Raw genomic sequence first — 26,166 nt, 5'->3', positions numbered from 1 at the left:
AGCTAGCGCAAGATTACGTAGAGAGCGTAGCTTAATTTGGCATCAGAGCCCGATATCATTTTAAAAGAGCTCAAATGACCGTAGAGTATTCGGCGGAGCGACCCCTTGACAAGCCGAACGTATGAATGGTTTAAACTGGTTAAAACAAGGGTGTCTTAGTCATGCCCTCATTTGTCTATCGTCGCCCTTGTATTTTTCAAATAAACCATTCATGTGTTTGTCAAGGGCGAATACTCCCACTAATGATAGTGAGAAATCATTTCTCTCTTATTTTTCTTGTGTTTTTCATAAAACTTTTTACACTACCATTTTTTATATCAGTATCTTTCTTTCTATTCATATATATTAAAATGAAAAGAAGTAAGAACCAGAAACTCGGACCTAAATAACTTCCTCTACTGATATTAAGCATTAAAAATAATGTTCCCAGTATAACTGAATTTTTAAAGATCCATATATTGAGAATTATAAATGGAATTAATCCGAATAAACCTAAATCAGATAGCATATAGGCAAAGTTATTAGTAATGACTGGTGTATGATTGATTCCATTTCCTATCCACCATTTGTGTCGTTCAACATACATCCAACTTTGAACTAATCTATTGTAAGCTGATCCATCAGTTCCAGAAATAATATTAATAGTTCTTTGGATGAATGTTTCATATATATAGTCTCTAAAAATGAACAGCATAACTGATATAGTCAGTATAGATATAAGTAGATACACTTTGTTTAAGTTTACTATATTCATATTTTTGAGTAAAAATATAGATAAAACTATGAATAACGTAATGACCATACTATAGCTAAATGTTAAAAAAACTCCTAAAGATAAAATGATTATAATAGATACATTTTTTAAAGTTACTTTGAAAAAAGACAAATTAGCAGCTAGAACAATTAATAAATAGTGGCCTAAGTGAGCTGGTTCAGAAAAGATACTTCTCATTCTAATAAAGTCAGAATTCCCACTGAAATAGTAACTTTTATAATCATCTCGAGTGAAACTCCAAAGAAAACGATATGGGTACTCATGGTTATTGTATATTGAAAAGACTATATATAGACCAACCGTAATCACTAATATAGCTAATATATTGTTTATAATTAAAAATCTTTCTTCAAAGCTATTTCTTTTTATATAATTGTAGAAAAATGTCACAACAAAGAGATAAAAAATTAGCTTAATGCTAGCTTGTAGTGTTGTACGATAAAAATAAGGCTCTATATTTAATAAATCTCGTAAAAAAGCATGAAAAATTATTAATCCTATTATTAAAGAAATAGTTTGAATCTGGCACTTATTTAATCTCAATTGACCAACAACAAAAAGAATCGGTAGGATTGCCATGATAATAAATTCTGCAAATGAGAAATAATATAAAGACCAATCGGCTAATACAAAAGCTAACCCTAATAATACTAAAACAATCGTTCCATATTTATGCTGTTTTTCCTCATGGTAATTTACCCATTGTTTAACCATATGGCTTATATTCATGGCATTCCTTTCCTCTCATTAATCCCTTTTACATAAAGTCTTTTAATGCTTTAACAATCATTGCACTAGCCGTACCATCACCGTATGGGTTTAATGCCTCGGCCATTCTAATATATTCTTTTTTATCAGTCAACAAATTGGACACATGAACATAGACTGAATCCGTTTCAGTGCCGATTAGTTTAAGTGTACCGGCTTCTAAACCTTCAGGACGCTCTGTTTTGTTTCTAAGGACTAAAACTGGCTTGTTTAAGGTCGGAGCTTCTTCTTGTAAGCCTCCTGAATCAGTTAATACTAAATACGCTTGATCGATTACTTTATGAAAAACATCCACTTCGAGGGGTTCTACTAAATGAATTCTATCATTATTACCTAGAACTTCATTTGCTAGAGCTTGTACCCTTGGACTTAGATGTACCGGCATAAGTATCTCTACATTTGAATTTTTTTCAGTTATGTCGACTACAGCTTTAAACACATTTTTCATAGGTGTGCCATAATTTTCTCTTCGATGCATTGTAAGGACTATCCATTTTTGATCAGATTTATATTTCATTAAATCCAAAACTCTGTGTTCAACTCGGGTGTTTTTTATATAATGCACCGCATCAATAACGGTATTTCCTGTTACAACAATTCTTGACTGTTTTTTGTTTTCCAATAATAAATTTTGTTCTGTAGCTTTCGTTGGCACAAAGTATAAGTCAGCTAAATTATCAATTAACTGTCTATTTCCTTCTTCTGGAAATGGATTATCGTGATCATAGGTTCGAAGACCTGCTTCAACGTGTCCCACCGGTATACGCTGATAATAGGCAGCTAAGGCAGCTGAAAAACTCGTTGTAGTATCCCCATGAACAAGTACCATATCTGGCTGTTCTTTTTTAAAAATACCTTCTATCCCTTTTAGTACATCGGTGGTAATATCCGATAGGCTTTGGTTTTTCTTCATTATATTTAAATCATAATCAGGAGTGATATGAAATACCTTAAGAACTTGATCCAACATTTCTCTATGTTGGGCCGTTACTATAACTACTGGCTCGAAGAAGTCCTTATGTTTATTCAATTCTAGAATGACGGGGCCCATTTTAATTGCTTCTGGTCGAGTCCCAAAAACGACCGCAACTTTCTTCCTCATTTCTTTATTCTCCCATTCTGTTATTCTTTACACTCTATTTTAATCAGGCATCATTCTACCATAAAAAGACCCTTTACCGTTAGGAGTTCTTAAAATTGTTATCAACCGGTAAAGGTGTCATTATTTCTTATTCATGCGGTGGTTAATTTTAGCCAGAATTAAATACAGTTTATCTTTCAGTGTAACACTCTTTAAATCTCTTAGTTGTCTCTTATTCTCAGGTGGTACAGGACTTTCTTTCAAACCGTTGTATATAGAAAGTAATTGCCGTTTGATGAATGCTTTCTGCAAGGGATTCATTTTTTCACTTTCATACTCTATCTCTAATGCTTTGAACACTTTTAGATAAGAGTCAAAGGATTTGAGCTTATGTGTGTTGGTGCTTTCTGTCATAGTTGAAGCTAAACGGTAGCGTCTATGATAAAAAGCTTCATTTAAATAGGACATACTTTCAACAGATGCAAAGAGGCGTGTCGTAAAGTACTCATCTTCATGTAAGACCCCTTCTAAGAAAAATAAGTTGTGTTGATCAATGACTTCTTTTTTCACTAAGTATAAGCAAGGCGACGCGGAGTAACTTTTTCTGTTCTTTTCTAAAAGCTCTTCTCCTGTATAGACGGCTTTGTCTTTTAAGACGTGAGAAAAATTATAATTCCCTTCTTCTTTTGGATCCGATCCGCCTTCGTAAAAGGCCGATCCGTTAAATCGAACCAAGTCCACATTTTCTGCCTCTGCTTGCTTAACCATTTTTTCGATGGTATCCGATTCAATCCAGTCATCGGAATCTACAAAATAAATGTACTTTCCTTTCGCTCGTTTTATGCCTTCGTTTCGTCTGGCTCCTTGCCCTTTGTTTTCTTCATTTTCAATTAATTGAATCTCTTCTTTGTACTGCTTGAGTAAATAGACTGTCGCATCGGTTGACGCATCGTCTAAAACGATAATTTCCTTATTCTTATAGGTTTGGTTGATTAATGAGTCCATGCATTCTTCAACATACCGTTCTACATTATACGTGGGAACAATGATACTGACAAGAGGGGTCATTTAAGCAACTCCTTTCGCTCTTTGTATTTCCTGTTTCAGTCGCTTCATTTCTCCTGTCAGCCATAGCCCTAATAGCCATACGCTCAAGAATAATAGTCCTTGAATGACTAAGTTAATGAACACATTGTAATTAAGGTCGGGCAGGAAATAAAAAGCAAGTGCCTGCATAACAGCTAGTATCAGCGGTTTTTTTAGGACTGAGAAAAACTCTAACAGGGTCGATTTAAACATGATTTTCATGAGTAAGATGTTCGCTTGGATAAAGTTTAAACTGAAAGAAATGACTAAAAATACTGCCACATACTCAATTTGACCGAGTAATATACCGGCAATAATGCCTGCGACATTCGCAACAGTTGATAGGATGCCAGAAAGTAGCAATAAATCGGTCCGGTTTCCTGACTGGAAAATGCCTCCCGTACTGGAAAGAATCATTTGTACCCATACCGATAATGCGAGTATCTGAAAAACAGGTACACTGCCTGCCCACTGCTCTCCAGCAAGGAAATAAATAATATCATCTGCTGAAAAGATAAGAAAAACGGATAAAGGCATGCCTAAAGTAGCCAATAGATTAGATATTCTTAAGTAAACTTTTTTAATGCGTTCCTTCTCCGATTCATAATCCGATAGGATGGGATGAATAACTGAAGTCACTAAGCTGGTTAATACTTGATTCGGATACAGGGATATTTGATACGCCCTGTCGTAATAGCCTAAGGCGCTTTGAGAAAAGTAACGTCCGATTAGTAATTTATCTAAATTTCTTGAAAAGTAGTTGATAAAGTTAAATAAAAATTGGTTTCTAGAAAAGGCATAGATTTTTTTAAGCGGTGCCCAGCTGAACTTGAGACTAATTTTTGTTTCTGTTTTCATATAAAAGACGATAAATAATGTCGCTGCCTTTGCCGTATTTCCAATAATCAATGAATAATAACTGAAACCTAATAGGGCGAGTGTAATAGATACGATTCCTGAAACAACGGCACCGGCTAAGGTAGTTAAGTTGACGAGTTTAAAGTTTTGTTCTTTTAATATGATGGATTGAGGGACCACTAGAATCCCGTAAAAAAATACGGCGATAGCCAGAATCATACTAATGGGTATAAAGACGTCATTTCCGTAGAATCGACTCATAGGGTAACCTAGAAATATAAAAAGAATACTCAGCCCAAACGCAATATAGAGGCTGAATGAAAATATACCGTTCACTTCTTTATTCGTCAGATTTTTATTTTGTATAATAGCTGGTCCAATTCCAAAGTCTGCGAGTAGTTGGAAAAAGACAAGAAAGACGTTGACGGCTGAAACGATTCCCATTTCATTTGGCGTGAGTAGACGAGCGAGTAAGGCTGTTACAAGGAGTTGAACGACAACGATGGAGTATTTCCCCAGGGCTGTGTAGAAGATGCCTTTTTTAAATTGTTCCATCATAGTACTGATTGCTCCTTGTTTAGTGATTAAGCTTTGATTAGGCTTTTTAATGTGTTAAATGCTTTGCCGTAAGTGTTGGCTGCTTTATTTCGTGTTTGCATGAGTCTTAAGGCGTTTTTTGGTCTGCCTTTTTTGTATTCGTTTAGTAAGGCGTATCTGAACGGGTTCTTTTCTTCAGTTTTATGTGGGTCTACTTTTTCTTTTATCGATTGCCATAATGTGTCTAGTCGTTCGATTTTTTCTTCTTGTGAAAGTGGGCAGTCTTTATGAACTAAGTTAGCTGTTTCCAAGTATATCGCATGGAAATACTCTTCAGCGATTAAGTCACTGAATTCTTCTTGCTCTCCCCAGTGTTTGAGCAGGTTTTCAAATTGGGTCGCTATGTTCAATTCCATTTCTAGTCTGTCTGGGCGGTAGCGATTGACAGCTGAGCCTTCGTGTGTCACGTAATGATAGTAGGCTTTTCGGTTAACCGCAATACTGGTGACATGCTTGTAGCAAGCGATATTAAATAAAGCGTCTTGTCCCATTCGCTGGTCTGTAAATTCAATAGCGTTGTTTTTTAAAAAATCTTTTTTGTATAATTTATTCCACAGGGCGTAAGGTGTGAAATGGTAGACGTTTCTAAAATGTCTTTTTACTTTTTCTTTGCTTGGTAGTTGCGGAATATTAGGCAAGTGCGTTTGTCGGTCCTCTGGCTTCCCTGCTTTTTCCTGTGTAAAGCCGAAGATAAGCATATCTGATTCTTTTTCTTGTGCGACTTTATAATTATCCGCAACTAAATAGGGTTCAAAGTAATCATCCGGATCCGCAAAGTATATGTATTTACCTGTTGCTTGTTTTAATCCTGCATTTCTTGCCGGTCCTGAACCTTGGTTTTCTTGATGAATAACTGAGATAAGTAAGGGTTCTTTTTTGGCGTAGAGGTCACAGATTTCTTTTGAGCCGTCAGTCGATCCATCATTAACTAGAATAATTTCACACTGGACTCTCTTTTGATTGAGTGCCGATTCGATCGCTCGCGGTAAATGGTCTGCCACGTTATACACCGGCATAATAATAGATACATCAAACATTCTACAAGACCCCCTTTGTTCAGTATTCTTTCAAGTTATCACAAGATAGTATACCACAGACTAATAGTTTACATTTCATTTTCATGAAATCTTTAGAAATTTTGTAGGATTGGGAGGAGATGTTGAGTTTAGGAATTCTTTTTTTGCTGAACTACACTTTTTTGATTTTGTTGAGTTTAGGGTAGCTAATCGAGAGTGAACTCTACTTTTTTCGGAAAATGTTGAGTTTAGAGTGAGTTTTATTTCTAAACTCAACAAATTCAGTAGCATGAAAGTTATAAGGTGCATTATTCTTTTAGTTGCTACTCATTTTAATTTTTAGTATAGTTAAATTGAAAAGAGAGGACTGCGCTAACAGCCCTCCCTTTGACAAACCCTATGAAAGATCGGTGACTAATTTAATATGAAAGAATAACAATCTTAAACTGGTCAAAGCTTAGAGATGGTTATTCTTTGTCTTTCGTGTGGTTAATGATCTTTAACACTAAAGTCGCAAAGGCTATTGCCAAAGCGATAGATTCTATGCTTTTAGTTGCTTCTTACATCAGTTTTCAGTATAATAAACATGAAAAGAGAGGACTGCGCTAACAGTCCTCTCCGTAACAAGCCCGATAAAAGATCGGTGGCTAATTTTAAACGATTAAAAATAACCATCTTTAACCTGCCAAAGTTAAGAAGATGGTTATTTTTTGTCTTCCATGTGGTCAATAATCTTTAACACTAAAGTCGCAAAAGCTATTGCCAATGCGAGTGCTTCAAAGACTGACACACGCTATCCCCTTTCTGGAGACAGCCAAAAAGAACCATAGGTATCACTCCTTTAATTAAGAAGTTAGCCACCATCTTTCACTTGCTTGTCATTCACTATTATATCATGTTTTCATGTCTTTAATTTATTATATTCAGTTTTTCTGTCTTTAATTTTCAGTATAAATAAGAGAGTCGCAAAACTATCATGACTCTCTTTAAAGTAATACTTCCTTTAAGGTAAATTATCAATCGCATATTGAGCTTGTTCGGCAGTATATCCTTCGAAAATTAATTGATCATACAGTCCTTGATCTGAAAATGAAGTTAAATCTAAATAATCAATAGCTTTTTGTAAAGCATTTTCGTTCCAATCGGTCTCGACATTATCGACGGCATATTGAGCTGCATCATCAGGATAGCCTTCAAATAATAGTTGGTCTTTTAAGCCTTCCTTTGAAAAACTAGTAAAACTCAAATAATTATTGGCCGTGCCTAAAGCATTTCTAAATTCTCTGGATACTTCGGTTTCAGTTTCTTCAGCAACTTCGGTAGGTTCCTTTTCTACTTCTTCTGTTGATTCTTCATCTTTATCTGATTCTTCTTCCGGTTCAGCTTTTACCTCCGCTACTTCTTCAACCCCATCTTCTTCCTGCTGATTATTTTCTAATTCATTTTTAGCAGCGGCTAACTCTTCTTCCAGCTTTTCTATAGTCTTTTCCATCGATTTGATTTCATCTGCTTTATCGGACAATTCGTTCTCCAAAGTCTCAACCTCTTCATTAACTACTTGAAGTTCAGATTCTAATTCTTCTAACACCAACTGACTGTCTTCTTCTGCATCAACATCCATCTCTGCATTTTCTCCACATCCCAACAGCAAGACACTAGATACACCAATCATAGTGATAAGTTTTTTCATAATACACCTCACTTTTTTATTTTTGACTTAAAGTATTCTTCTATTCTTATCGTATCATTGTAAGCGCTTTTTTTACAATAGAGTTCAAGTCTTAATCTTGAACTAGTAAGATTGAAAAGATAAAGTATAAATAACCTTTGTAGTATGATACAATACTTCTAGGTAAAGTGTTAACAAAATATTTAGTAAATTTAGAAAAATACGTAAGGAGCGATTTTATGGCGATTTTAGTTACTGGTGGAGCGGGCTACATTGGGAGTCATACAGTAGTGGAATTAATTAACGAGAATTACGATGTGGTGATTGTTGATGACTATTCAAATGCAAAACCTGAGGTGTTGAACCGTATTAAAGAATTGACTGGTAAAGAGGTTCCTTTTCATGAAGTCAATATAACGGATAAAGAAGCCTTACGTCCTGTTTTTGAACAACATGATTTAGAAGCAGTTATCCACTTTGCTGGATTTAAAGCCGTTGGCGAGTCTGTGGCGCAGCCTTTAAAATACTACAGCAACAATATTCACGGAACTATTGTCTTAATGGAGTTAATGAATGAATACGATGTGAAGAAAATGGTCTTCAGCTCCAGTGCAACAGTGTACGGCATGAACAATGAGGCTCCATTTACTGAGGATATGCCTTTATCTACAACTAATCCGTATGGAACGACAAAGATGTATATTGAACAAATCATTCAAGATCAGTTTGTGGCAGACAACCGTTGGAGCGCTGCTTTACTGCGTTACTTTAATCCAATTGGTGCTCATGTATCTGGTCGTATCGGTGAGGACCCGAATGATATTCCAAACAACCTAATGCCTTTCATCACCCAAGTAGCGGTTGGGAAGCGTGACAAGTTGTCTGTATTCGGAAATGATTATGACACCCATGACGGAACAGGCGTCAGAGACTATATTCACGTCGTTGACTTAGCTAAAGGACACATTCGTGCTCTAGAAAAAGTCTTGGAAACCGAAGGTGTCGAGGCGTATAACCTAGGGACAGGAACAGGTTACTCTGTTTTAGATGTCGTGAAAGCTTTTGAATCCGCGAATGACGTAGAGATTCCTTACGATATCGTTGACCGTCGTCCAGGAGACATTGGCACAAGCTATGCCAGCTCGGCTAAAGCCAAAGCAGAATTGAACTGGGAAGCAAAACTTGGTCTAGAAGACATGTGCCGCGACTCATGGAACTGGCAGAAAAATAATCCAAACGGATACGAAGCATAAAATCATCCCTGCTTATTCAGAACTCAATCTGAATAGGCAGGGATTTTTTAGTGTTGTCATCATATAGTGGGCACTTCCACTATCCGTAATTCTTCTGCTTCCTCTCCATAACTGGCCTGAGCCAAGAGCTTGCCTGATGGCCCGACGGCAATAGAGGAACCGATGCATTTCCAACCATCCCATTCGCCTCCTTCAATCCAGCCAACATTACTAACTCCAATGACAGTCATGTCATACTTTCTGGCTAGTTTGCTGTAGGGTTCAATCCATTCTTCTCCATAAGGCTCGCGTTCATTATCATGATCAGGTTTTACCGCCCAAGCGGATGGTGATAATAAAATCCGACTTCCCATGAGTCCTAAAGCGTTTCCTATCGGATCGCCTTCTGCGCGCAAGTCTGCGCAAATCGCTAAGCCGATGTGGCCGAACTCTGTTTCCACACTATTTATCTTATTCCCTTTTGAATACAGGTTTAAGGCAAAGTCCAGTTCATTTATTTTACGGTGGGTGAGAATGATTTCTCCTTGGTTAGAGATGATTACCGCTGCGTTATACACCTCATCTCCTTCTCGTTCCGTTAGTCCAGCGGCAACATAGATACCCGCCTGATTAGCCGCTTCGCATAAGGTATAGCTCGCTTTCCCAGGAATGGGTTCAGCCTTGTCTCTTGCTCCAGGGTGCGTCCAGCCTAAATCTAGACTTTCTGGAAGTACAATGATGTCTGCTCCCTTTTGAGCTGCTTGGTGAATCATGTCTACGGCTCGATTTAAGTTTGTCTCCATCTTCCCAGCTTCCACAAGCATTTGACCCATTGCTATTTTGACCATGTGTACCCTCTCCTTCGTCTCCCTATGAATCGTTCCATTCTTATATTGATTATCCTTACAAGTAGTATACTTTAAAGCATAACTTATTTGTATTCCACTTTTTTCTATTTTGTCTCTCTACTCTACATAAATGAAAAATAAAAAATAAGCAGATTAATAAGAACAGAACACCCTTTAAAGGTAGGGTTTCTCCTTAAAGGGTGTCCTTAGTTTTATTTACTTTCTTCTTTTTCTAATCCATTTCAATCCTCCACCACTAGCCAATCCTATTGCTCCAAGCGCACCGATTGTCCATGTCGAGGTAGCTGTTTTAGGGAGAGCTTCCCCTGATTCGTCTGGATCATTTTTATCTTCTGTTACACCCGTTACATCTTCATCTTTAGTTTCTTCACGTGCATCTCCATCTGAATCTCCTTCTGGATTTTCTAACACAGATTCATCAGTTTCAGCCCCATCTGTTTCATCTTCAACAGGCGGTTCTTCTTCGTCTGGATCCTCAGTGTCTTCTTCAACAGGTTCTTCTGGATCAGCTGGTTCTTCACTTATTGGCTCTTCGTCTTCTATTCGCTCAACTTCTACTAAAATGATGTTATCCACCATCATATTATAAATGATTTGAATCTCTTCGTCGTCCGGATTTCGACCAAAGCCAAATAACAATTGACTTTCGCTGTCTTCTGTTAACTCGAAGATTGTTTCAAATGTATTCATATCTTCGTTTATAGAAAACTCAGCTAGTCCTATTCCTGTGTTCGTCAATTCGACATAAATGTCTCTAGGAATCTCGGATGCCATGTCAAACGATAGAAGATAAAAGCCACTTGGTAGGGTGACCTCCTGGAAAAGTTGGATATGCCACCATTCCCATCCCATTTGTTCTACAGTGACATTTAGTACGTCATCCAGCACATTAAAAGAGGCTAAACCTGCCCACTCTTCATATAGCCCTTGATTATGGATAGACCACACAGCTTGTTCATCTTCGGGCCCAAACGTCGTTGTTTGTTCAAATGTGCCATCTTGAATGAGGTTGTCTCCTATGACTCTCCAGTCGTCCCGATTAAAAGGGTCTTCTGCCTCTGTCGGTTCTTCTGGGTTCGGGTCAGGTACTGGATCTGGAGTAGGTACAGGAGCTTCTTCCAGACCTTGATCTTCATAAACTCTGACGTAATCGACTTCCACTTGGCTTGGCAAAGGAGTAGATTCATCCGGCTCCAACCCATACCATCCCCCAACAGCCAGGTTCAGTATCAGATAAAATTCTTGATCAAATGGTGCCGGGTACTCTCCATTATCCGAATGCCATTCACTTGTCCGGTAATATAAATCATCATTGACATACCATCTGATTTCGCCCGGTTCCCATTCGATACTATACAGATTAAAATCTGTGATATCTCTTCCTTCAGGGAATCGGTATTCTCCAGCTGAGTGAGTGTTACCTGGCCATTCTCCACCATAATGAATCGCTGCTCCTACCGTATCAGGGTGATCACCTCTATTTTCCATGATATCTATTTCACCTGAGGCAGCCCATCCACCGTAAACATCGTCTTGAGGCATCATCCAAAAGGCTGGCCAGAATCCTTGTCCTTCAGGCAATTTCATACTGGCTTCAAAACGCCCATACCGTTGACTGAAGCGCCCATCCGTCAGAATTTTACCTGAAGTGTAATCATAGGTACCGTGTTCATCTGACACCGTTTCTTCTCTGGCTTCAATAATGAGCCGACCGTCTTCTACTCGCACATTGTCTTCTTGGTAATATTGCGATTCCTCATTTCCCCAGCCTGCGACCCATTCGTCTCCGCTTGGCATGTAGTTACCGATATCGTAACGCCATTTAGATAAGTCCAGGGAGTCTCCGTCAAATTCATCTTCCCAGACGAGAGACCAGTCTCTTTCCCGTTCCTCTCCTTCAGCTATCTCACTCACCGCTCTCAAAGAGACATTGTCTATTGATATAGTATGCGCCTCGTTTTGCGTTTCATTCTCGCCTAGAATGACATAACCAAAAAGAAACTTCAAATCAATGGTGTTCGACTGCAAACTATAGTCAAAGACATGAGTAAAGGTTGTCATCTCTTCTTCCAGTTCAAAAGGCACATTATTCACACCCGACAGTCCGGTGAACTCCACTTCAATCGGTCGTGGCTGAGTAGACGAGGCATCGAAGGACAATTCATACGTATACCCACTGTCTACCCTTACGCCTTCTTGAAACAGTTGAGTTGACCAGCTGATGGGAATTCCCCAATCTTCATGGAGACCCGCAATGCTTTGGATATGTACATTGGCTACACCATCCGCATCCACTGTAAACTCTGAGGCTCCTCCTTCTCCATCCCACGTGCTCCAGTTAGTCGTTCCGTCTGAAAAATCACCGTTGCTTAGTCTGTTTTCTTCCATACCCACTTCTTGAGCCATAACGGGTGGAATTGACAGTTGTTGTAATCCAAGGGGTGTGAGCAGCAAAGCACTGCTCACGATGGTCATTAGCTTTTTATTTTTCATGGACACCCTCCAAATCGGTTAAGTCTTTCTTCTAAGATTCCCACGACTGTATATCGATTTAAGCCAACACAACCTTGATTTCTTTCACTTCTTTATCTCTAATTGCTAAAGCAGCCTCTCCTTTCACCTGATGGTGGTCAAAGTATTCGGTTCTCCCATCTGCATATATGAGTTCATAAGAAACTGGCGCAACAGCTTCTTCACCGAATGTCGGTGCATCAGTTTTATTGATATAAGTGACTGAGATATCTCCAAATAGCGTGAAGGAGACTCTATGATTTTCAAAGAAGTATGACGGCAGAACAGGTTTTAGTTCAAAGCTTAAGGCTCCTTCTTCCACCGTAAATGGTTTGGATCCGATAAACATGTCCACCCACATATTGAGAAATTCAACGGTTGAGCCGCTGAGTCGTGCCACAAAGCCTTTTCCATGAATGGATTCATCCGGATTGGCACTGCTCGCTATAAAGGACGAATTTTCCAGCACACTGCGCCCATAGACCTCAGGGTCCGTAAAGGCCACCAGTCCTGTCTGGATGTCTTCAAAGAACTCGTCGTATAAGCCTGTTTTGAGTAAGGCCAACAAGTACTTGTACGCCATGTGGAGGAAGACCGATTCATTTTCCAGCCAGCCGGGAGTGAAGAATTTAGCTCGTCCCAGTTCGATGGGTTCTTTTTCGATGGATTCACTTGTTTTATACATTCCTAGTTTTTGATCGTATAAATCAGAGGCTTTCACTTTATGATATACCTCTTTGACCGTTTCTTTATCTGTTGTCGTTTTTAACTGTTTGACGATACCTTCTAAAAACGGTGTGACAGGGTGGGGAATCATTTCCGTGATGGCATCTCCCTCTGCTTTTGCTTCAAAGTAAATATAAGTAGGTACTAGCTCTTTGTCTAACGTTTCGACATTTTGAATGGCTAAGTCAACGACAGTATCCATCATTTGAAGCAAGGCATCCACGTTCGTTAATGTGTCCACTGTTTCGATTGCTTTTACTTTAATGGATTTGCGGTAGGACTCTCTGATTTCCGTAAGGGTCTGCCACTCTGTCATTCCTAAGGAATCAACTGATTCCATTTTTTCTAATAGTGACTCTAGGAAGCGAACACTTTCGCTTGGCAATTCGACTTTTTTATCAGAAGAGACAGACAAGAGTAAGGTAATCAATCGTCTTAACTCATATAGTTCAGACGTTCCCGCTCCAAACATGCCCGGTAAACCATTCATCGCATCGTTCCAACCGGGTCTGCCAGCTTCCATTTCAATACCTAGGCCGTAAGGCGCTAAGGTCGATACTTTATTTCCAGCAAGTAGAAGCAGTTTGCTGAACAGGTTGGTCTGGTAAGGTAGACCCTTATGGGTAAGCCATAAGTCCTTTCCTGAAGCTTGGCGCAGCTGCTTTTCTTCATCCACTTCTATGGCATTATATTGTCTCACCTTATCTCCAGAAATGGAGACTTTGTCTTTCAGTGGTTTGACCGTCGCAGGACTGTCAAAGAAACGGTAGTCTTTTTTTGTAAACAATTGGTCTTCTTTGTCCGGATACATGGCCAGGTAGCTGTCAATTAAATCCAAGTTGTAAGTCCAGTGATCGCTCCAGTAGCCTTCACCAAACTCGGCTTGCAATGATTCATCACTCGCACTTAACACATTCGTTAAAAAAGCTTCAAAAGGTACCGATAAAGAGTAATCGTTCTCCTCAATGAATCGTTTCAGGCTTCCTGGTGTAAAACCGTCAGTCAAATGAGTCAGCAGAACTTGACTGTCTTCTTCGGTTAAGCCATATGGAGACAGGTCTAGTTCTTTGTCTCTTAACTGGTAAGTCACCGTTTTGATTGATAAAGGATTGTACCCGTCTAGTTGGATTAAACTCATAAACTGCTTGATCGCTCGGTCTTCTACTTTCGGCTCGACGAAGATATCCAGTCGTCTATTCTGATTCATATCTCTATAGTTCCCGTTCCCTTGCGAGTAATACTCCGGTGAAATGGAAAAGAAATTGTAATCTCTTTCCAAGTCTCCATGCTTTCGGGAGTATAAGTAAAAGACTTGGGACGCTTCTTCGTTTTCAAACAAGACAGGGAAGCCTCCGCGCAAGCCATTGTCCAAGTAATTCTGCTTGACGTATGCGTCAAACAACGGGTTAGCCGTTTTCGTTTCGACTCGCTTGGTAAAAGCTTGAGCCAAAGTTTTAGCGGATGCTTTGTAGGCTTTAAGGTTTTCACTCGTCAGGCGGCTGTCAATAAAGGCTTTAGCGCCTTCTCTTTTAGATACTTGTCCGAATAAAGAGGTCAGGGTTACCGATTCTTTGCCTTTCATTTCAACTGAAAATGGTGTAAAGGCACAAGATACTTTATTCGTCCCCACTTGTTTAAGGGGTCCTTCTTCTTTTTTTCCAAAGAATGCTTTGGCTTCAGATAAAGATAGGTCGTTACCAAAAACATAATCGCGATCGAAGAGAGGCGAGATGATTGTCTCTTCCTCTCCTTTTTGTAATAAACTAACGTAAAAGTTGCCTTCGTCCGACTGATCCACTTTCGCATCGTCTGCGGTACTGCCTCGCATGAAGTAATAGGCAAAGGTGTCTTCGATGACTTCCGCATCAAACCAGCTTTTCATTGTATTGGATATCGCTTTATATCCTGCGTCTCCTACGTGTGCTGGAAAGAGGCTCGCTAAGCCGTCCAGTGCATCGATTGTGATAGTGTCTTCTCGGTTATTAGTCAAGGTCACTTCTCTAATGAGCCCGGGAATCGGTTCGTGAGGCAGAGAATAGTACAAGACATCAATGGTTAAACCAAGGGCTTCATTGACATGCTGAAGTTCCAATGTGTTATCGGCAATGCCCATGGCGTCCGTTATCTCTTCTGCTTGGTCTTTAAAAGGTTCGTAGGCAAAGGCTTTTTCACCTCGTTTTCCTTTGATAAAGGTTCTGAACCCTTGGGTCGGTGTCAGCTGATAAGCCTTATGCGCCGGTAAAAATTCCAGCATGGCATTATCTTTATTCTCGACTCCAAAACTGGCCAGGGCCTGGCCGCGGTTCACGTAAAAGGCCCATAAAGGAATACCATCCGTTCCGCTGATTGCGGGTAAGAAACTCGCAAAGGGGCTGGCTTCCTGGTAATAGGTTATTTGAAACTGTCCGTCTTCTCGTAAGTTATACACATCATTCAACCTCTCTATTCCTATCGTCTGGCTTGATTATAGTCGTGATACTATGCTTAGGCAGAGATACTTTTCTCACGACTGAGTCTATCTCTAACACAGACGCTTCATCTGAATCCCCTTCGTTAAGAAGCACGAGGGCAATGGACTGATCTGGATTTTTAAAGGCGACTCCAGTAAGAGACGAATCCCCTAGATTCAAATCCAATCGCTTCGCTCCTGGTTTAATATATCGGCTGAAATGTCCGATATAATAATAGGAGCTGTTATAGTGAGTCGTGTGTGACTGAGTATCCGCAATCACAGGAGCATCACAGAAATTGCCGACATGATTAGGCCCGCCTGTTTCATCCAGAACAATATTCCAGTCAATGAAGGCTTCCAGCCAGTTGTTCATATCTCCCATGATGTTGCGTGCATAGCGTTCGCCTGTGTGCCAGGCTCCGAGTGCCACGCCTCCTTCAATACAGCCTTCTGTAAAAATCAGATGCTTGTCCGGGTATTTATCATGAACCTTCGTTAACTCTTCAAACTGTTCAGACATGTACCAATGGTTCGCTACTCCCCAGACGGCTTCATTGGCTGCCGGGTCTTTGAGTACCCCGTCAGCCCGTTCAAATAACAGATCTCTGTTGTGATCCCAAATAACGATATGGGTATCTAAACCCGCATCTTTTAGAGCCCGACTGAGGACTTTCACCATTTCCGTTTCTTCTTCAATGGAGTAGAGACAGGAGTCCCATACTTGAACAGCCTGCGGCTCATTTTGAATGGTGACCGCTTCAATACGGACCCCTTTTTCTTTCATTTCTAGGAGGTATCTCACGACGTAGCGTGCCCATGTCGTGTAATACTCCTTCTTCAACCGTCCGCCGTGATTCCGGTCGTTGTTTGTCTTCATCCAAGCTGGCGGACTCCAAGGTGAAGAGACAAAGGTGAGCGGTTGTCCGGCAATGCTTTCAGCTTGTCTAACGACAGGTAAAACGTACTGTTCTTCGTGTTCTATTGAAAAACTCTTTAACTCGTCATCTTCTTCATCGACATAATCATAATGACCTAATGAGAAATCACTGCTTCCAATATGCATGCGTCCCAATGAATAGCCCAGTCCCTTTTTAGGATCGTAATAAGCTTTTAAAATAGCTTCTTTTTCTTCTTCTGGCAGACGTTTCAACGTGTAGCCCACTGCTTCAGTTATAGCCCCTCCAAAACCTAACCAGGTTTGATAAGTTTTTTCAGGGTTCAGTCGAATCGTAGCTGTTTGATTTGTTTCCTCTGCTTGGATGTCTTTCCAAAAACTTTGTGTTTCCTTTGCGGATTGAATCACTGTCCATGTCATGTAAACGGTCCTCTTTCTCATCTTTTTGGCTTTTTTTTACATAGAAAAGTACTAAACTCTATAGAACAATAGAATATAGTACTTTTATGTGTTTATTCTTTAACGGCTCCCGCAGTAATACTGTTGATAATGTATTTAGACAGGAACAAGAAAGCAATCATAATAGGAACGACCGAAATCGCAATACCTAAATAAATGGCTCCCATGTTACTGGCGACAGGTGATCCTTGTAACTGTCTAATCATAATCGGTATGGTATAGAGTCGTGGTGAACGAATAATAACTAATGGAAGCAAGAAGTTATTCCATGACCCGATAAAGGTAAAGATACCCATTGTAGCAATAGCTGGTGACAAAATCGGAAGTACTAAACGGTGGAACATGTAAAAGTCTCCGGCTCCATCGATTCTTCCAGACTCTAAAATAGACATCGGCATCGTTGTAATTAAAAACTGTCTAAAGAAAAAGACGGTAAATGGTGCGGCAATGGACGGAATAATCAACGGCCAGTAAGTGTCTAGCATACCTAAGGCACTGGCTAAGTCATATAAGCCGATTAAGCCTAATTGACCCGGTACCATCATCATGATGATAAAGGTCACGAAAATGACATTCTTCCATTTAAAATCAAAGACAACGAGGGCATAAGCCGTCAGAGCTGAAAAGTAGGAATTCAGTACGGTGACCGCTGCCGCAATGACGAAACTATTCCAGAACCCAATCCAAATACTGATGTAACTGTTGAGTGTCTCATAGTTATCCAGTAAGGCATTACTTGGAATAAGAGTGAACCCTCTGAGTATTTCAGAGTTCGAACGGGTCGCATTGATCATCATCATGTAAAAAGGAATAAAGCAGACGATGACGAGTAGAATTAAAAAGAAATAGATGATGCCTCTAATCACAGACATTTTTGTCAATTTCTTGCTTTTCTTTTCTACCCTCGGTTGAGTGGTCTGTTTTTGTTCAATTGTTTTTGAGGTATTCATTTCTTTTTCCCTCCTTTTTTAACAACGACTTCTCTGCGGTACATGGTTCTGAAAGTAATCACTGAGAAGAGGACGGTAATAAAGAATAGACCGTAAGCAATCGTAGCGGCGTAGCCAAAGTTATTGTAGCTGAAGCCGTGATTGTATAAGTAAAGAACCATTGTGTTCAAGGCTCCTCTTGGCGCCCCTCTTCCGTCTGTTAACAGCATCGGCAAGTCAAAGATTTGAAGCCCACCGATAATCGATGTAATCAGAACATAGAGTAAAATAGGTTTCAACTGTGGCAAGGTAATTTTCGTAAAGGTATCCCACCAGTTGGCTCCATCCATCACCGCTGCTTCATAGTAATCTTTTGATATACCAGAAATACCGGCCATCAGAATAATAAAGGTGTTCCCAAACCACATCCATGCCCCGATGAGAGCTACCCAGGCTTGGGAATAGGTTGGGCTATTTAACCAGTTAATGGGCTGATCAATAATCCCTAAACTTAACAGCATCTGGTTTAGCGCTCCGTAGTTCCAGTCCAGTAGTAAGCTGAATAGTAAGGCAACGGATGCGACCGTTATAATATTAGGTAAAAAGTACAAGGCTCGGAAAGCTTTGACCCCTTTTAACTTCAAGGTGATATCAGAAAAGAGCAAAGCAAGAAGTAACGCAATAACTATTTGAACCGCAAAGTTTAAGCCCCAGATACGTAGGGTGTTAAAGAAAGCTTGAAAGAAGTAACTGTCTGTTATTAGCCTTCTGTAATTGTCTAAACCGATAAAGTCTGCATTTTCAATACCGCCCATCCCCGAATAGTTAGTCAGGGAGTAGTAAAAGGTGAGTAAGATAGGGTAAATATTAAATGTTAGAAATACGATGACAAAAGGGGCGATAAAGAGATACGCTTTCTTTTGGCTTTTCATCATAATGAATTGTCCTTTCTCCTTACTTATAAAAAAGGGATGCCTGAGTCAGCATCCCTTATCTCTTTTGATTAATCAGGGATATTAATATGCTGGTACGCATTTTGAACTTCATTGTAGAACTCTTGTAAGGCTTCTTCTTTTCCAAGTTCGCCTTCAACATAAGCTCCAACCGCTGTTCCAAACATATCGTTCAACTGCTGGTCATAGCGTGTCACGTGGCTCGGATCAATCTGTTCGGCTCTTTCAAGGAAGAAGTCATAGTGGTTTTGTCCGCCTAGGAATTCATCCGAATAATCCGCTGCCACATTTTCCATAACCGGCTGGTAACTTAGAACGTCTCCTGTTTCCATGACCCATTCAGTTAGGAATTCTTCATCGTTAACAAGCATTTGAATAAATTCGAAAGCCAGTTCTTTGTTTTCTGATCCTTCATAAATTCCAATCCATGTTCCGCCTTCGAAGTAAGGAGTCGGTCCATTGGTTACGGCCCAGTCGCCGGCTGTTTCTGTGGCTTCTTCTTTCAATACAGAGTGTAAGCCCCATGTTGGAAGAGAAACACCAAAGACTTCTGTTGTCCCGTCTGATTCATCCGCATCTTCTAATTCATCCCATCCGACGTTGTAAGCAATCGGTTCGTTAAAGGAAGCGAACCAGGCTGGTGACCAGGCAGGAGCTAAAGCGGTATACTGGTTATCTCTTAACTCTTTAGCGTAATCAAAGTAAGACAAGCGTTCTTCTGTCATGACTAGGTTGTCATTTTCATCTACCCAAGGCTGAGGGTTGTTGCCCATGGTATATGGTGAAACAGATCCTTCATCCGGGAACAATCTGTATCCAGCTTGTTTCAGTTGTTCACCGGCATCCATTAACCCATCCATGGTAGAGAACATCTCCCCAATTTCGTCCGGATCATCTGTCCCGAAGACTTCATTCGCAATACTTCTGCGGTAATAAATCCCTCCTGGTGTCGTTTGCCATGACACAGCCTTCATGTCGCCTGCTTCGTTACGTCCTAATTCCCATACGTATTCTAGATAATCATCTGACCAGTCTTCTACATTTAACGGATCTTCTGATAAACTTGTCCAGTAATCTTGTTCAATCCAATCCAGTAAGTAAACCACTTCAGCTGTGAAAATATCAGGTGCCCCGCTGCCTGACTCAAGAGCCGGACGTAAGGTGTCGACATAGTTTTCTGTCGGAATAATTTGAAGCTGAACATTCACATCATGTCTTTCATTAAAGACTTCAATCGGGTACTCTAACTCATCTGTAAAGGAGTTAATGACTAAATCCGGTTCATCTTCTCCACAAGCGGCCAATAAGGATACTCCTGCTAACAATGCTGCAAATTTGACATAGTTTTTCATTGGTTTTCCTCCCGTTTTGTATGTTAAGCGCTTAACTTCTCTTTAAAGCTAAATATAAGCTTGAGTCTTAAGCACATCTGACGAATGTTTCGTTTGTTAACGATTACAATTGTCTTTTTTAGTTATTCCTCCTCTGTTAGTGTGTCTTTTTAAATGAATTAACACCTTAAGCGCTTAAGTTCTCGCTATAATAAGTGTCTACTTCAAGGAGTAGACAGATTCTCTTTTAACTAATGACACCGGTATGACTTTGCGATCCACAGCTGTCGTTTTGTCTTTGTTGTTTATTTTATCCAGCAACAATATGGCTGACTGTTGTCCGATTAATTCTTTATCCTGCTTAATCGTTGTCAATGGGGGATCCACATGCTGAGCCAGTTTGACATCATCAAAGCCGATAAATGAAATATCTTCAGGTACACGAAGGCCCCATTCTTTGGTCACTTTCATCGCCGCAATCGCCATTTCATCTCCGGCTACATATACGGCCGTTGGTCTTTCTTTTAAGGACAGTAAGCGAATCATCGCTTCTCGTCCGCCTGCATATCCGTAAAACCCTCCGTTAACGATGTAGTTCTCTTGAATAGGCAGGTCATGTAACTCCATGGCTTCTTTAAAGCCGTTTAGTCTTTCTCGTCCTGCAAAGTTTTCAGGATCTCCCATAATATGCGCAATTTTTGTATGACCATTTTCCACAAAGTGCTTAACAGCCAATAAACTGCCGGCTTTATTGTCACTATGCACCGACCCTGGTTTGTTCGTCGGACGGTCAATATAGACAGTTGGAATCGGTTGGCTGACTCCAGAGAGTTCGTCTTCCCCAAATGCCTGGATAACGATGATGCCATCGACTCCTCTGTGCAGTAAATGTTTATACGTTTCCTGCTGGAGTCCCATGTGTCTGGAGACAAAGAGCAAATCGTATCCATATAATTCCGCATGTCTTTTGAAGGCTTCTATGACTTCACTGAAAAACGGATGCGCAATACCGATGCCTAAGGTTTCTCCGAAAACAACCCCTATCATCCAAGATTTGTTGGTAGCTAAGGTTCGGGCAGATGAATTGGGCGTATACCCTAATTCTTTAACTGACGCCAAAATCTTTTTCTTCGCTTTTTCACTCACTCCTTTATTATTCAACGCTTTAGATACTGTCGCAATTGAATAACCTGAATGTTTTGCAATATCATAAATCGTCACCATCATCTTCTTCTCCAATCGAAAGCGCTTTACATCCTTAATATACTGCTTCCCCTTCTTTCTGTCAATAGGCTTTTTCATTAAATTGATTTCTTTTTATTTTTCATGCGTCTAAATGCTTTCGTCATTATCCACTGTGATAAAAAAGCAAATAAGGATATCGAATAGAAAGGAAAGAGCGCCGGGATATAGCTTAAAAGCAGCCACTGTATCAGAAAGGCATGCAAGATAACCACTACAGTAATAGGTGAGATCAACGTAACCCAGAAGCCTTTTTTAATTGCTGGGACTAAGTCTTCTTTGAATTCTAAGCGTATGCCTATAGTAAAAGTCGATACAATCACTGTCAGCCCGCTGACAACTATGAGTGCTGGAATCACACCCATTTGAATGAGTTCGGAAACTGGGAGAGCTCGGACGACCATCATGTCTACATATAAAAATAACGCCACGCCGAGAGTTAACCAGCTGAACGGTCTTCCAAAAGTTTTATGTTCGTCTACTTCTCTTTTAAAGTTTTGATATATATAAGCCAAATCGCCCTGTCTTAATTTTTTTCGAATGAGTCCGAAAAGGGCTAGTGTTGCTGGGCCGATACCAAACACAATGAATCCTTTCAGGGTAAAAAAGAACCATAATAGGTTTAAATAAGCTAAAATCATCAGCCATTCAAAAAACGCCATGATGACATTAGTACTACTCGTTTGTTCTTCCTGCATTCTTCATCCTCCTAGTTAATTATATGAGTATCATACTTTAATCTACCTTTTATTTCCATGACAAATTTCATCTTCAAAATTGTTGAATATGGAAAACATCCTTCAAAGTTAGTGTCATTCTTTAAAGGAGGTCTTATAAGTTTGGGTCTTTCTCTCTTACTACATACATCTTTTCACCTCATTGATTATACTTACAAGTATAATACTTTAGAGTATAATCTTCTTCCGGATAATAAAAAGAGTCGATATCAAAAACACCCCTTTATAGGCAAAGATACCTTTAAAGGGGCGCAAAAAGTATAAAATTCTGAGTAAATGAATGATTTTAAATAATAGCTATAACATGTATATTCTTTCAATACTGCGCTGACTATAAAGTCAGACCATTTTTATTCCTCAAACCGTTTTGCTATTTTAGTTTTATTGATTAACTTGATAAATTTACTGTTCTCGTTTTTGGGTACAATGTCTCCGCTTCTCATCTGCATAAAAGTTGCATTAATGGTCCCGCCGGCTAGAATGGCTAAGCACATCTTCTGAAGCAGGGCCAGCATAATCATAAAGCTCCCAGTCATAGTGAAAAAGGTGGAGTCGTCTGGCAGTTGACTTAAGTAGAGTCGGTATCCGAACACGCCTATGAGTAAGGCGGTCGTTGAAAACAGAGCTCCTGGTATGACCTGTTTAAATTGTTGCACGACATTAGGTACGTAATAATACATCAGGCAAAAACTGATAAAGACAAGCGGGACAAACACAGCCCATCTCCCCAGTGAACTGGCCGTAAAAGTACGGATGAAAAAGATGATGAAACCGATCCATGCCGCAACGACAAAGGTTTGGAGAAAAGCTAAAAACCTCAGGGTCACCACATTTTTCCGGTTCCCTACGCCGTATGCTTTATTTAAGCCCATAAGAATCGCTGCCATTATCCAGCTCACAGTCCAGACAGTCGACACCGCCGCAATAATGAAAATCCCCACATGGGAACTCTCAAACACCTGTAGCATATCTTCCACAATAATTTCTGACAAAGGTCCGGGCACAATCCGGTAAATAAACCAGGCAATCGGCTGAAGGGTTCCACCGAAGGCTCGGATGCCGTTAATGATTCCCACCAGCAGAGGAAACGTCGTCAGCAACACGTAATAGGTCACAAAAGTGGAATGCTGCCAGATTTCCCCTTCTCGAATACGCATGGAAATTTCTTTTATCCAGTCTTTTTTAGGAACGTTCTTTTTAATATTTTTATAGCTGAGCATCATAGCCACAGCCTCACTTTCTCTTATCTTTCCGTCTCTCTTCCTCGATTAGCTTACCAAATTCACGAAGGGATTTCCACACGACCCGGAAAAGTTCTTATTTTTTCACAAATTCATCTCTTTTGATAAACTAGTCTCAATAGGAGGTCTGAGAAATGAGTCGTTTATTATTTGTTAACTTACCCTTTGCCGGACATGTGAACCCCACTCCCGGACTCGTCCGCCAGTTAACTGAAGCCGGGCACCAGGTGACTTATGTCATCGCGAAAGAATTTCATGAAGCATTAGAGCAGTCGGGAGCCGAGTTGGTCCCTTACGATAACTATGACAGCGAGTGGTCGGAACCCAGACGGTATCTGGCTTCTTTTGAACGCGCCTACGAAACAGCAAAACGGGTGGGAGAGGAAAACGACTTCGACTGTCTGATTTATGAAGGCTTTTTCCTATTTGCGAATAAACTGGCCGATGAACTGGAATTGCCACGGGTGCGGTTATTCTCCACTTTTGCTTTTAACCAAGATGTTCTGGACCGCATACTTGAGACCGGAGGCGCTCATCTGTCAGTTTTTGAACACGCTAATCCGATTGTGAAGCTGATGACGGGTTATTACGGAAAAATAAAAGGCATGATGGAGACGGATGATTTTATTGACGAGTTATCCGATCCCGTGTCAGATTTGACGATTACCTATACATCAAGGGAGTTTCAGTACCTGTCGGATCAGTTTGACGACGAACGGTTTAAGTTTGTCGGTCCGCCGATTGATGAAGACGAGATAGAAGAAGCGGACTTTGACTGGGACTCTCTAACTGGGCCAATTATTTATGTCGCTATGGGGACGATGGTGGAGCGCTTTTCCAAGCCTTTATATGAGGCATGTCTTGAGGCATTTAAAGAGTTAGACGCCACCGTCATTGTGTCCGCTGGTGAACTGGCCGATTCTTTAGATGATGTGCCTGACAATGTGTCGGTGCATTCACGGGTCGCCCAGATTGATGTGCTCAAGCATGCGGATTTATTTATCACCCACGGGGGAATGAATTCTGTCAACGAAGCCATTTATGCCGGTGTGCCTATGCTGGTGAATCCCTTGGTGAATGATCAGATGGTTGTGGCGGAACAAATACTCAGCTTAGGGATTGGAAAAGAGATTGATTTGAAGAAAGCATCTTCAGAAGAGATTCGCTCCACTGCCTTAGACGTTTTGGAATCCACAGACATCTCCAGTCGGATGCACAAAGCCAGTCAGACGATGCGCTCTTTAGGAGGTAATAAAAAAGCGGCAGAGTTGATTACCACTTACCTAAAAAAGCAAGCAGATGCCTTATAGGTGTCTGCTTGCTTTAATTAAGAAGGCATCCATTCGCTGCCTCATTAAGTCTGGGGTTAGTTCAGTGAGTCCATAATACGTCCAACCTTCATAAACAGCTGGCGGGTCTTCATCAAAGACATTACTCAGAGCCAACAAATCCCAGTAAGTATCGTACATTTTCACATCAGACTGCTTGATATAAGCCTCTAAAAAGCCATCGGCTGCTTCCTGACCAGTCATCATCGCTAAGTTCCACCGGCAATGGGCAATGTCAAACTCCCGTGGCCCAATACAGGCATTGGGCCAGTCGACGATGGCTGACAAGTCTCCGTTTGTCCACAACACATTAGTCGGATGAAAATCCCGGTGGATAAAGGTCGGTTCATAATTTGGAGGAGTGTGTTCTTTTAAGTAAGCAAATAAATCCTGCCACTTCTCGGGGTAGGCTGACCACTTGGCTTCCGGTTTCACTGTGTCCGTATTGTAGGAAAAGAAGCGGTGGGTGATTGGAGGATCTTTTAGAGAGTGAACCGCTATAAGCACTTGAGCCAGCTTTTCTAGGTTCAGGTTCTTCAGCTCTACCTTGCCTTCCACTTTGGACATGAGCACCGACGGACGGCCTGCTTCTCTTCCCGTCGCATCCACTGCTAAATACTTTGGAGTAGGTATTTCAATCATTTCAGCGGCCTTTAAATTTTCCGCTTCCCGGGCGACGACGGTCGGGTCCTCTTGTAGCCACTCCTGATTGGTATACTCCCTTAAAACCACTTCACGGGTATCTGTTTCAAGAATGTGCATCAAAGACGAGGTGCCTCCCTTTAATGGAGAGGCTCTTTTTATGGGTTCGTTTAGTCTCGTCTCCGTCCACTTCATCGTTTTCTTCGTTAGTTCGTCCATCCGACTCCCCCTGTTCGTCCCCTCTAAGTAAAAGAAGCACGGGGGGTCTCCCGTACTTCTCGGTTCGTGCATTTATTTTCTAAAGGCTTTGTGCAGGAACAAGATGCCTGCAAGCAAGCTGATGATTCCTGCGATACTTAAAAATTCCTGTTGAGTGGGCATGCGGTAGTCTACGCTAAAGTCTACAACGTGTTCGCCTTTTTCGTAATGAAAATGTTTGGTCGCCATGGTGTCCACCTCCCTATTACAGAACTATCAAGCGTGAAAGCCCACGGTTTTAATCGTGGGATGAGAGCGTACATTGAGATAAGTGCCTGCTTGGTTTGTCTTCTTTTTATTTTAAAATTAAGTATACATTTCTCTAGCCTTTCCGTTGACGGAGTGATATAATAAAATTAAATAAAAGAACATACGTTCGTTTGCAGGAGAGAGGTGAAGCGAGTGAAAAAAGAACAGACCGATACCTGTGTTAAAGTGCTCAAAGTGAAATTAAAGCCGACTAAAGAACAAGCAGCTGAATTGACCCGGCTATCCAAAGAGTATATTTATC

General features: G+C 40.5%; 20 protein-coding genes. 2 read left to right on the top strand and 18 right to left on the bottom strand.

Features of this window, described 5'->3' with window-relative positions:
- Window positions 1-256: 256 nt before the first annotated feature.
- From ABDZ53_RS04450 to ABDZ53_RS04425, 6 genes are all read right to left on the bottom strand, one after another.
- Entirely contained in the window at window positions 257-1,504 is a 1,248-nt protein-coding gene (locus ABDZ53_RS04450; RefSeq protein ID WP_343754385.1) for a hypothetical protein, read from the bottom strand.
- Window positions 1,505-1,532: 28 nt separating this feature from the next.
- Window positions 1,533-2,645 (bottom strand): non-hydrolyzing UDP-N-acetylglucosamine 2-epimerase, encoded by a 1,113-nt coding sequence (gene wecB / locus ABDZ53_RS04445; RefSeq protein WP_343754384.1) that lies wholly within the window; start codon window positions 2,643-2,645, stop codon window positions 1,533-1,535.
- A gap of 120 nt (window positions 2,646-2,765) precedes the next feature.
- Complete coding sequence (locus ABDZ53_RS04440; RefSeq protein ID WP_343754383.1) at window positions 2,766-3,692, bottom strand: glycosyltransferase family 2 protein; 927 nt, start codon at window positions 3,690-3,692, stop codon at window positions 2,766-2,768.
- Window positions 3,693-5,126 (bottom strand): lipopolysaccharide biosynthesis protein, encoded by a 1,434-nt coding sequence (locus ABDZ53_RS04435; protein WP_343754382.1) that lies wholly within the window; start codon window positions 5,124-5,126, stop codon window positions 3,693-3,695.
- A gap of 26 nt (window positions 5,127-5,152) precedes the next feature.
- Complete coding sequence (locus ABDZ53_RS04430; RefSeq protein WP_343754381.1) at window positions 5,153-6,202, bottom strand: glycosyltransferase family 2 protein; 1,050 nt, start codon at window positions 6,200-6,202, stop codon at window positions 5,153-5,155.
- A gap of 982 nt (window positions 6,203-7,184) precedes the next feature.
- Entirely contained in the window at window positions 7,185-7,871 is a 687-nt protein-coding gene (locus ABDZ53_RS04425) for an Ltp family lipoprotein (protein ID WP_343754380.1), read from the bottom strand.
- Between the two features lie 218 nt (window positions 7,872-8,089).
- On the opposite strand from ABDZ53_RS04425, the gene galE reads away from it, so the two are divergent.
- The gene (galE, locus tag ABDZ53_RS04420; protein WP_343754379.1) at window positions 8,090-9,103 is read left to right on the top strand and encodes a UDP-glucose 4-epimerase GalE; all 1,014 of its coding nucleotides are present in this window, start codon (window positions 8,090-8,092) and stop codon (window positions 9,101-9,103) included.
- A 59-nt stretch (window positions 9,104-9,162) separates the two neighbouring features.
- Here galE and ABDZ53_RS04415 read toward each other — a convergent pair whose 3' ends face one another.
- The 10 genes from ABDZ53_RS04415 to ABDZ53_RS04370 form a co-directional block, all read right to left on the bottom strand.
- On the bottom strand, window positions 9,163-9,930 hold the full coding sequence (locus tag ABDZ53_RS04415; RefSeq protein WP_343754378.1) for a carbon-nitrogen hydrolase family protein: 768 nt from the start codon (window positions 9,928-9,930) through the stop codon (window positions 9,163-9,165).
- A gap of 216 nt (window positions 9,931-10,146) precedes the next feature.
- Window positions 10,147-12,444: a family 16 glycosylhydrolase gene (locus tag ABDZ53_RS04410; protein WP_343754377.1), complete on the bottom strand. Its 2,298-nt coding sequence runs from the start codon at window positions 12,442-12,444 to the stop codon at window positions 10,147-10,149.
- 58 nt (window positions 12,445-12,502) lie between these two features.
- Window positions 12,503-15,616 (bottom strand): hypothetical protein, encoded by a 3,114-nt coding sequence (locus tag ABDZ53_RS04405; RefSeq protein ID WP_343754376.1) that lies wholly within the window; start codon window positions 15,614-15,616, stop codon window positions 12,503-12,505.
- A 1-nt stretch (window position 15,617) separates the two neighbouring features.
- Entirely contained in the window at window positions 15,618-16,955 is a 1,338-nt protein-coding gene (locus ABDZ53_RS04400; protein ID WP_343754375.1) for a glycoside hydrolase family 30 protein, read from the bottom strand.
- A gap of 92 nt (window positions 16,956-17,047) precedes the next feature.
- Window positions 17,048-17,944 (bottom strand): carbohydrate ABC transporter permease, encoded by an 897-nt coding sequence (locus tag ABDZ53_RS04395; RefSeq protein WP_343754373.1) that lies wholly within the window; start codon window positions 17,942-17,944, stop codon window positions 17,048-17,050.
- Window positions 17,941-18,858 carry a carbohydrate ABC transporter permease gene (locus tag ABDZ53_RS04390; protein ID WP_343754371.1) on the bottom strand — a complete coding sequence of 306 codons (918 nt, stop codon included), beginning with the start codon at window positions 18,856-18,858 and terminating at the stop codon, window positions 17,941-17,943. The genes ABDZ53_RS04395 and ABDZ53_RS04390 overlap by 4 nt, the downstream gene beginning before the upstream one ends.
- A gap of 68 nt (window positions 18,859-18,926) precedes the next feature.
- Window positions 18,927-20,228 (bottom strand): ABC transporter substrate-binding protein, encoded by a 1,302-nt coding sequence (locus ABDZ53_RS04385; protein ID WP_343754369.1) that lies wholly within the window; start codon window positions 20,226-20,228, stop codon window positions 18,927-18,929.
- A gap of 198 nt (window positions 20,229-20,426) precedes the next feature.
- Entirely contained in the window at window positions 20,427-21,509 is a 1,083-nt protein-coding gene (locus ABDZ53_RS04380; RefSeq protein ID WP_343754367.1) for a LacI family DNA-binding transcriptional regulator, read from the bottom strand.
- Window positions 21,509-22,147, bottom strand: coding sequence for a YesL family protein (locus tag ABDZ53_RS04375; RefSeq protein ID WP_343754365.1), 639 nt, complete (start codon window positions 22,145-22,147; stop codon window positions 21,509-21,511). Before ABDZ53_RS04375 ends, ABDZ53_RS04380 begins: the two co-directional genes overlap by 1 nt.
- A 389-nt stretch (window positions 22,148-22,536) precedes the next feature.
- Entirely contained in the window at window positions 22,537-23,409 is an 873-nt protein-coding gene (locus ABDZ53_RS04370; RefSeq protein ID WP_343754362.1) for a YihY/virulence factor BrkB family protein, read from the bottom strand.
- Window positions 23,410-23,561: 152 nt separating this feature from the next.
- On the opposite strand from ABDZ53_RS04370, the gene ABDZ53_RS04365 reads away from it, so the two are divergent.
- Window positions 23,562-24,737, top strand: coding sequence for a macrolide family glycosyltransferase (locus ABDZ53_RS04365; protein WP_343754360.1), 1,176 nt, complete (start codon window positions 23,562-23,564; stop codon window positions 24,735-24,737).
- Here ABDZ53_RS04365 and ABDZ53_RS04360 read toward each other — a convergent pair.
- Both ABDZ53_RS04360 and ABDZ53_RS04355 read right to left on the bottom strand, forming a co-directional pair.
- Window positions 24,732-25,616 (bottom strand): phosphotransferase family protein, encoded by an 885-nt coding sequence (locus tag ABDZ53_RS04360; protein WP_343754358.1) that lies wholly within the window; start codon window positions 25,614-25,616, stop codon window positions 24,732-24,734. The genes ABDZ53_RS04365 and ABDZ53_RS04360 overlap by 6 nt on opposite strands.
- Before the next feature lie 72 nt (window positions 25,617-25,688).
- Window positions 25,689-25,844 (bottom strand): hypothetical protein, encoded by a 156-nt coding sequence (locus ABDZ53_RS04355; RefSeq protein ID WP_343754356.1) that lies wholly within the window; start codon window positions 25,842-25,844, stop codon window positions 25,689-25,691.
- Window positions 25,845-26,166: the final 322 nt, after the last annotated feature.

This window comes from Alkalibacterium iburiense (assembly GCF_039521845.1).
GTDB classification, from domain to species: domain Bacteria; phylum Bacillota; class Bacilli; order Lactobacillales; family Carnobacteriaceae_A; genus Alkalibacterium; species Alkalibacterium iburiense.
This window is presented reverse-complemented; position numbering and strand designations above follow the sequence as displayed.

Coding starts and splice junctions, on each gene's coding strand:
- ABDZ53_RS04400 (WP_343754375.1), bottom strand. CDS start 16,955: ATGACATGGACAGTGATTCAATCCGCAAAGGAAACACAAAGTTTTTGG.
- ABDZ53_RS04385 (WP_343754369.1), bottom strand. CDS start 20,228: ATGAAAAACTATGTCAAATTTGCAGCATTGTTAGCAGGAGTATCCTTA.
- ABDZ53_RS04415 (WP_343754378.1), bottom strand. CDS start 9,930: ATGGTCAAAATAGCAATGGGTCAAATGCTTGTGGAAGCTGGGAAGATG.
- ABDZ53_RS04380 (WP_343754367.1), bottom strand. CDS start 21,509: ATGAAAAAGCCTATTGACAGAAAGAAGGGGAAGCAGTATATTAAGGAT.
- ABDZ53_RS04370 (WP_343754362.1), bottom strand. CDS start 23,409: ATGATGCTCAGCTATAAAAATATTAAAAAGAACGTTCCTAAAAAAGAC.
- ABDZ53_RS04435 (WP_343754382.1), bottom strand. CDS start 5,126: ATGATGGAACAATTTAAAAAAGGCATCTTCTACACAGCCCTGGGGAAA.
- ABDZ53_RS04410 (WP_343754377.1), bottom strand. CDS start 12,444: ATGAAAAATAAAAAGCTAATGACCATCGTGAGCAGTGCTTTGCTGCTC.
- ABDZ53_RS04365 (WP_343754360.1), top strand. CDS start 23,562: ATGAGTCGTTTATTATTTGTTAACTTACCCTTTGCCGGACATGTGAAC.
- wecB (WP_343754384.1), bottom strand. CDS start 2,645: ATGAGGAAGAAAGTTGCGGTCGTTTTTGGGACTCGACCAGAAGCAATT.
- ABDZ53_RS04355 (WP_343754356.1), bottom strand. CDS start 25,844: ATGGCGACCAAACATTTTCATTACGAAAAAGGCGAACACGTTGTAGAC.
- ABDZ53_RS04395 (WP_343754373.1), bottom strand. CDS start 17,944: ATGAATACCTCAAAAACAATTGAACAAAAACAGACCACTCAACCGAGG.
- galE (WP_343754379.1), top strand. CDS start 8,090: ATGGCGATTTTAGTTACTGGTGGAGCGGGCTACATTGGGAGTCATACA.
- ABDZ53_RS04390 (WP_343754371.1), bottom strand. CDS start 18,858: ATGATGAAAAGCCAAAAGAAAGCGTATCTCTTTATCGCCCCTTTTGTC.
- ABDZ53_RS04450 (WP_343754385.1), bottom strand. CDS start 1,504: ATGAATATAAGCCATATGGTTAAACAATGGGTAAATTACCATGAGGAA.
- ABDZ53_RS04375 (WP_343754365.1), bottom strand. CDS start 22,147: ATGCAGGAAGAACAAACGAGTAGTACTAATGTCATCATGGCGTTTTTT.
- ABDZ53_RS04430 (WP_343754381.1), bottom strand. CDS start 6,202: ATGTTTGATGTATCTATTATTATGCCGGTGTATAACGTGGCAGACCAT.
- ABDZ53_RS04440 (WP_343754383.1), bottom strand. CDS start 3,692: ATGACCCCTCTTGTCAGTATCATTGTTCCCACGTATAATGTAGAACGG.
- ABDZ53_RS04360 (WP_343754358.1), bottom strand. CDS start 25,616: ATGGACGAACTAACGAAGAAAACGATGAAGTGGACGGAGACGAGACTA.
- ABDZ53_RS04425 (WP_343754380.1), bottom strand. CDS start 7,871: ATGAAAAAACTTATCACTATGATTGGTGTATCTAGTGTCTTGCTGTTG.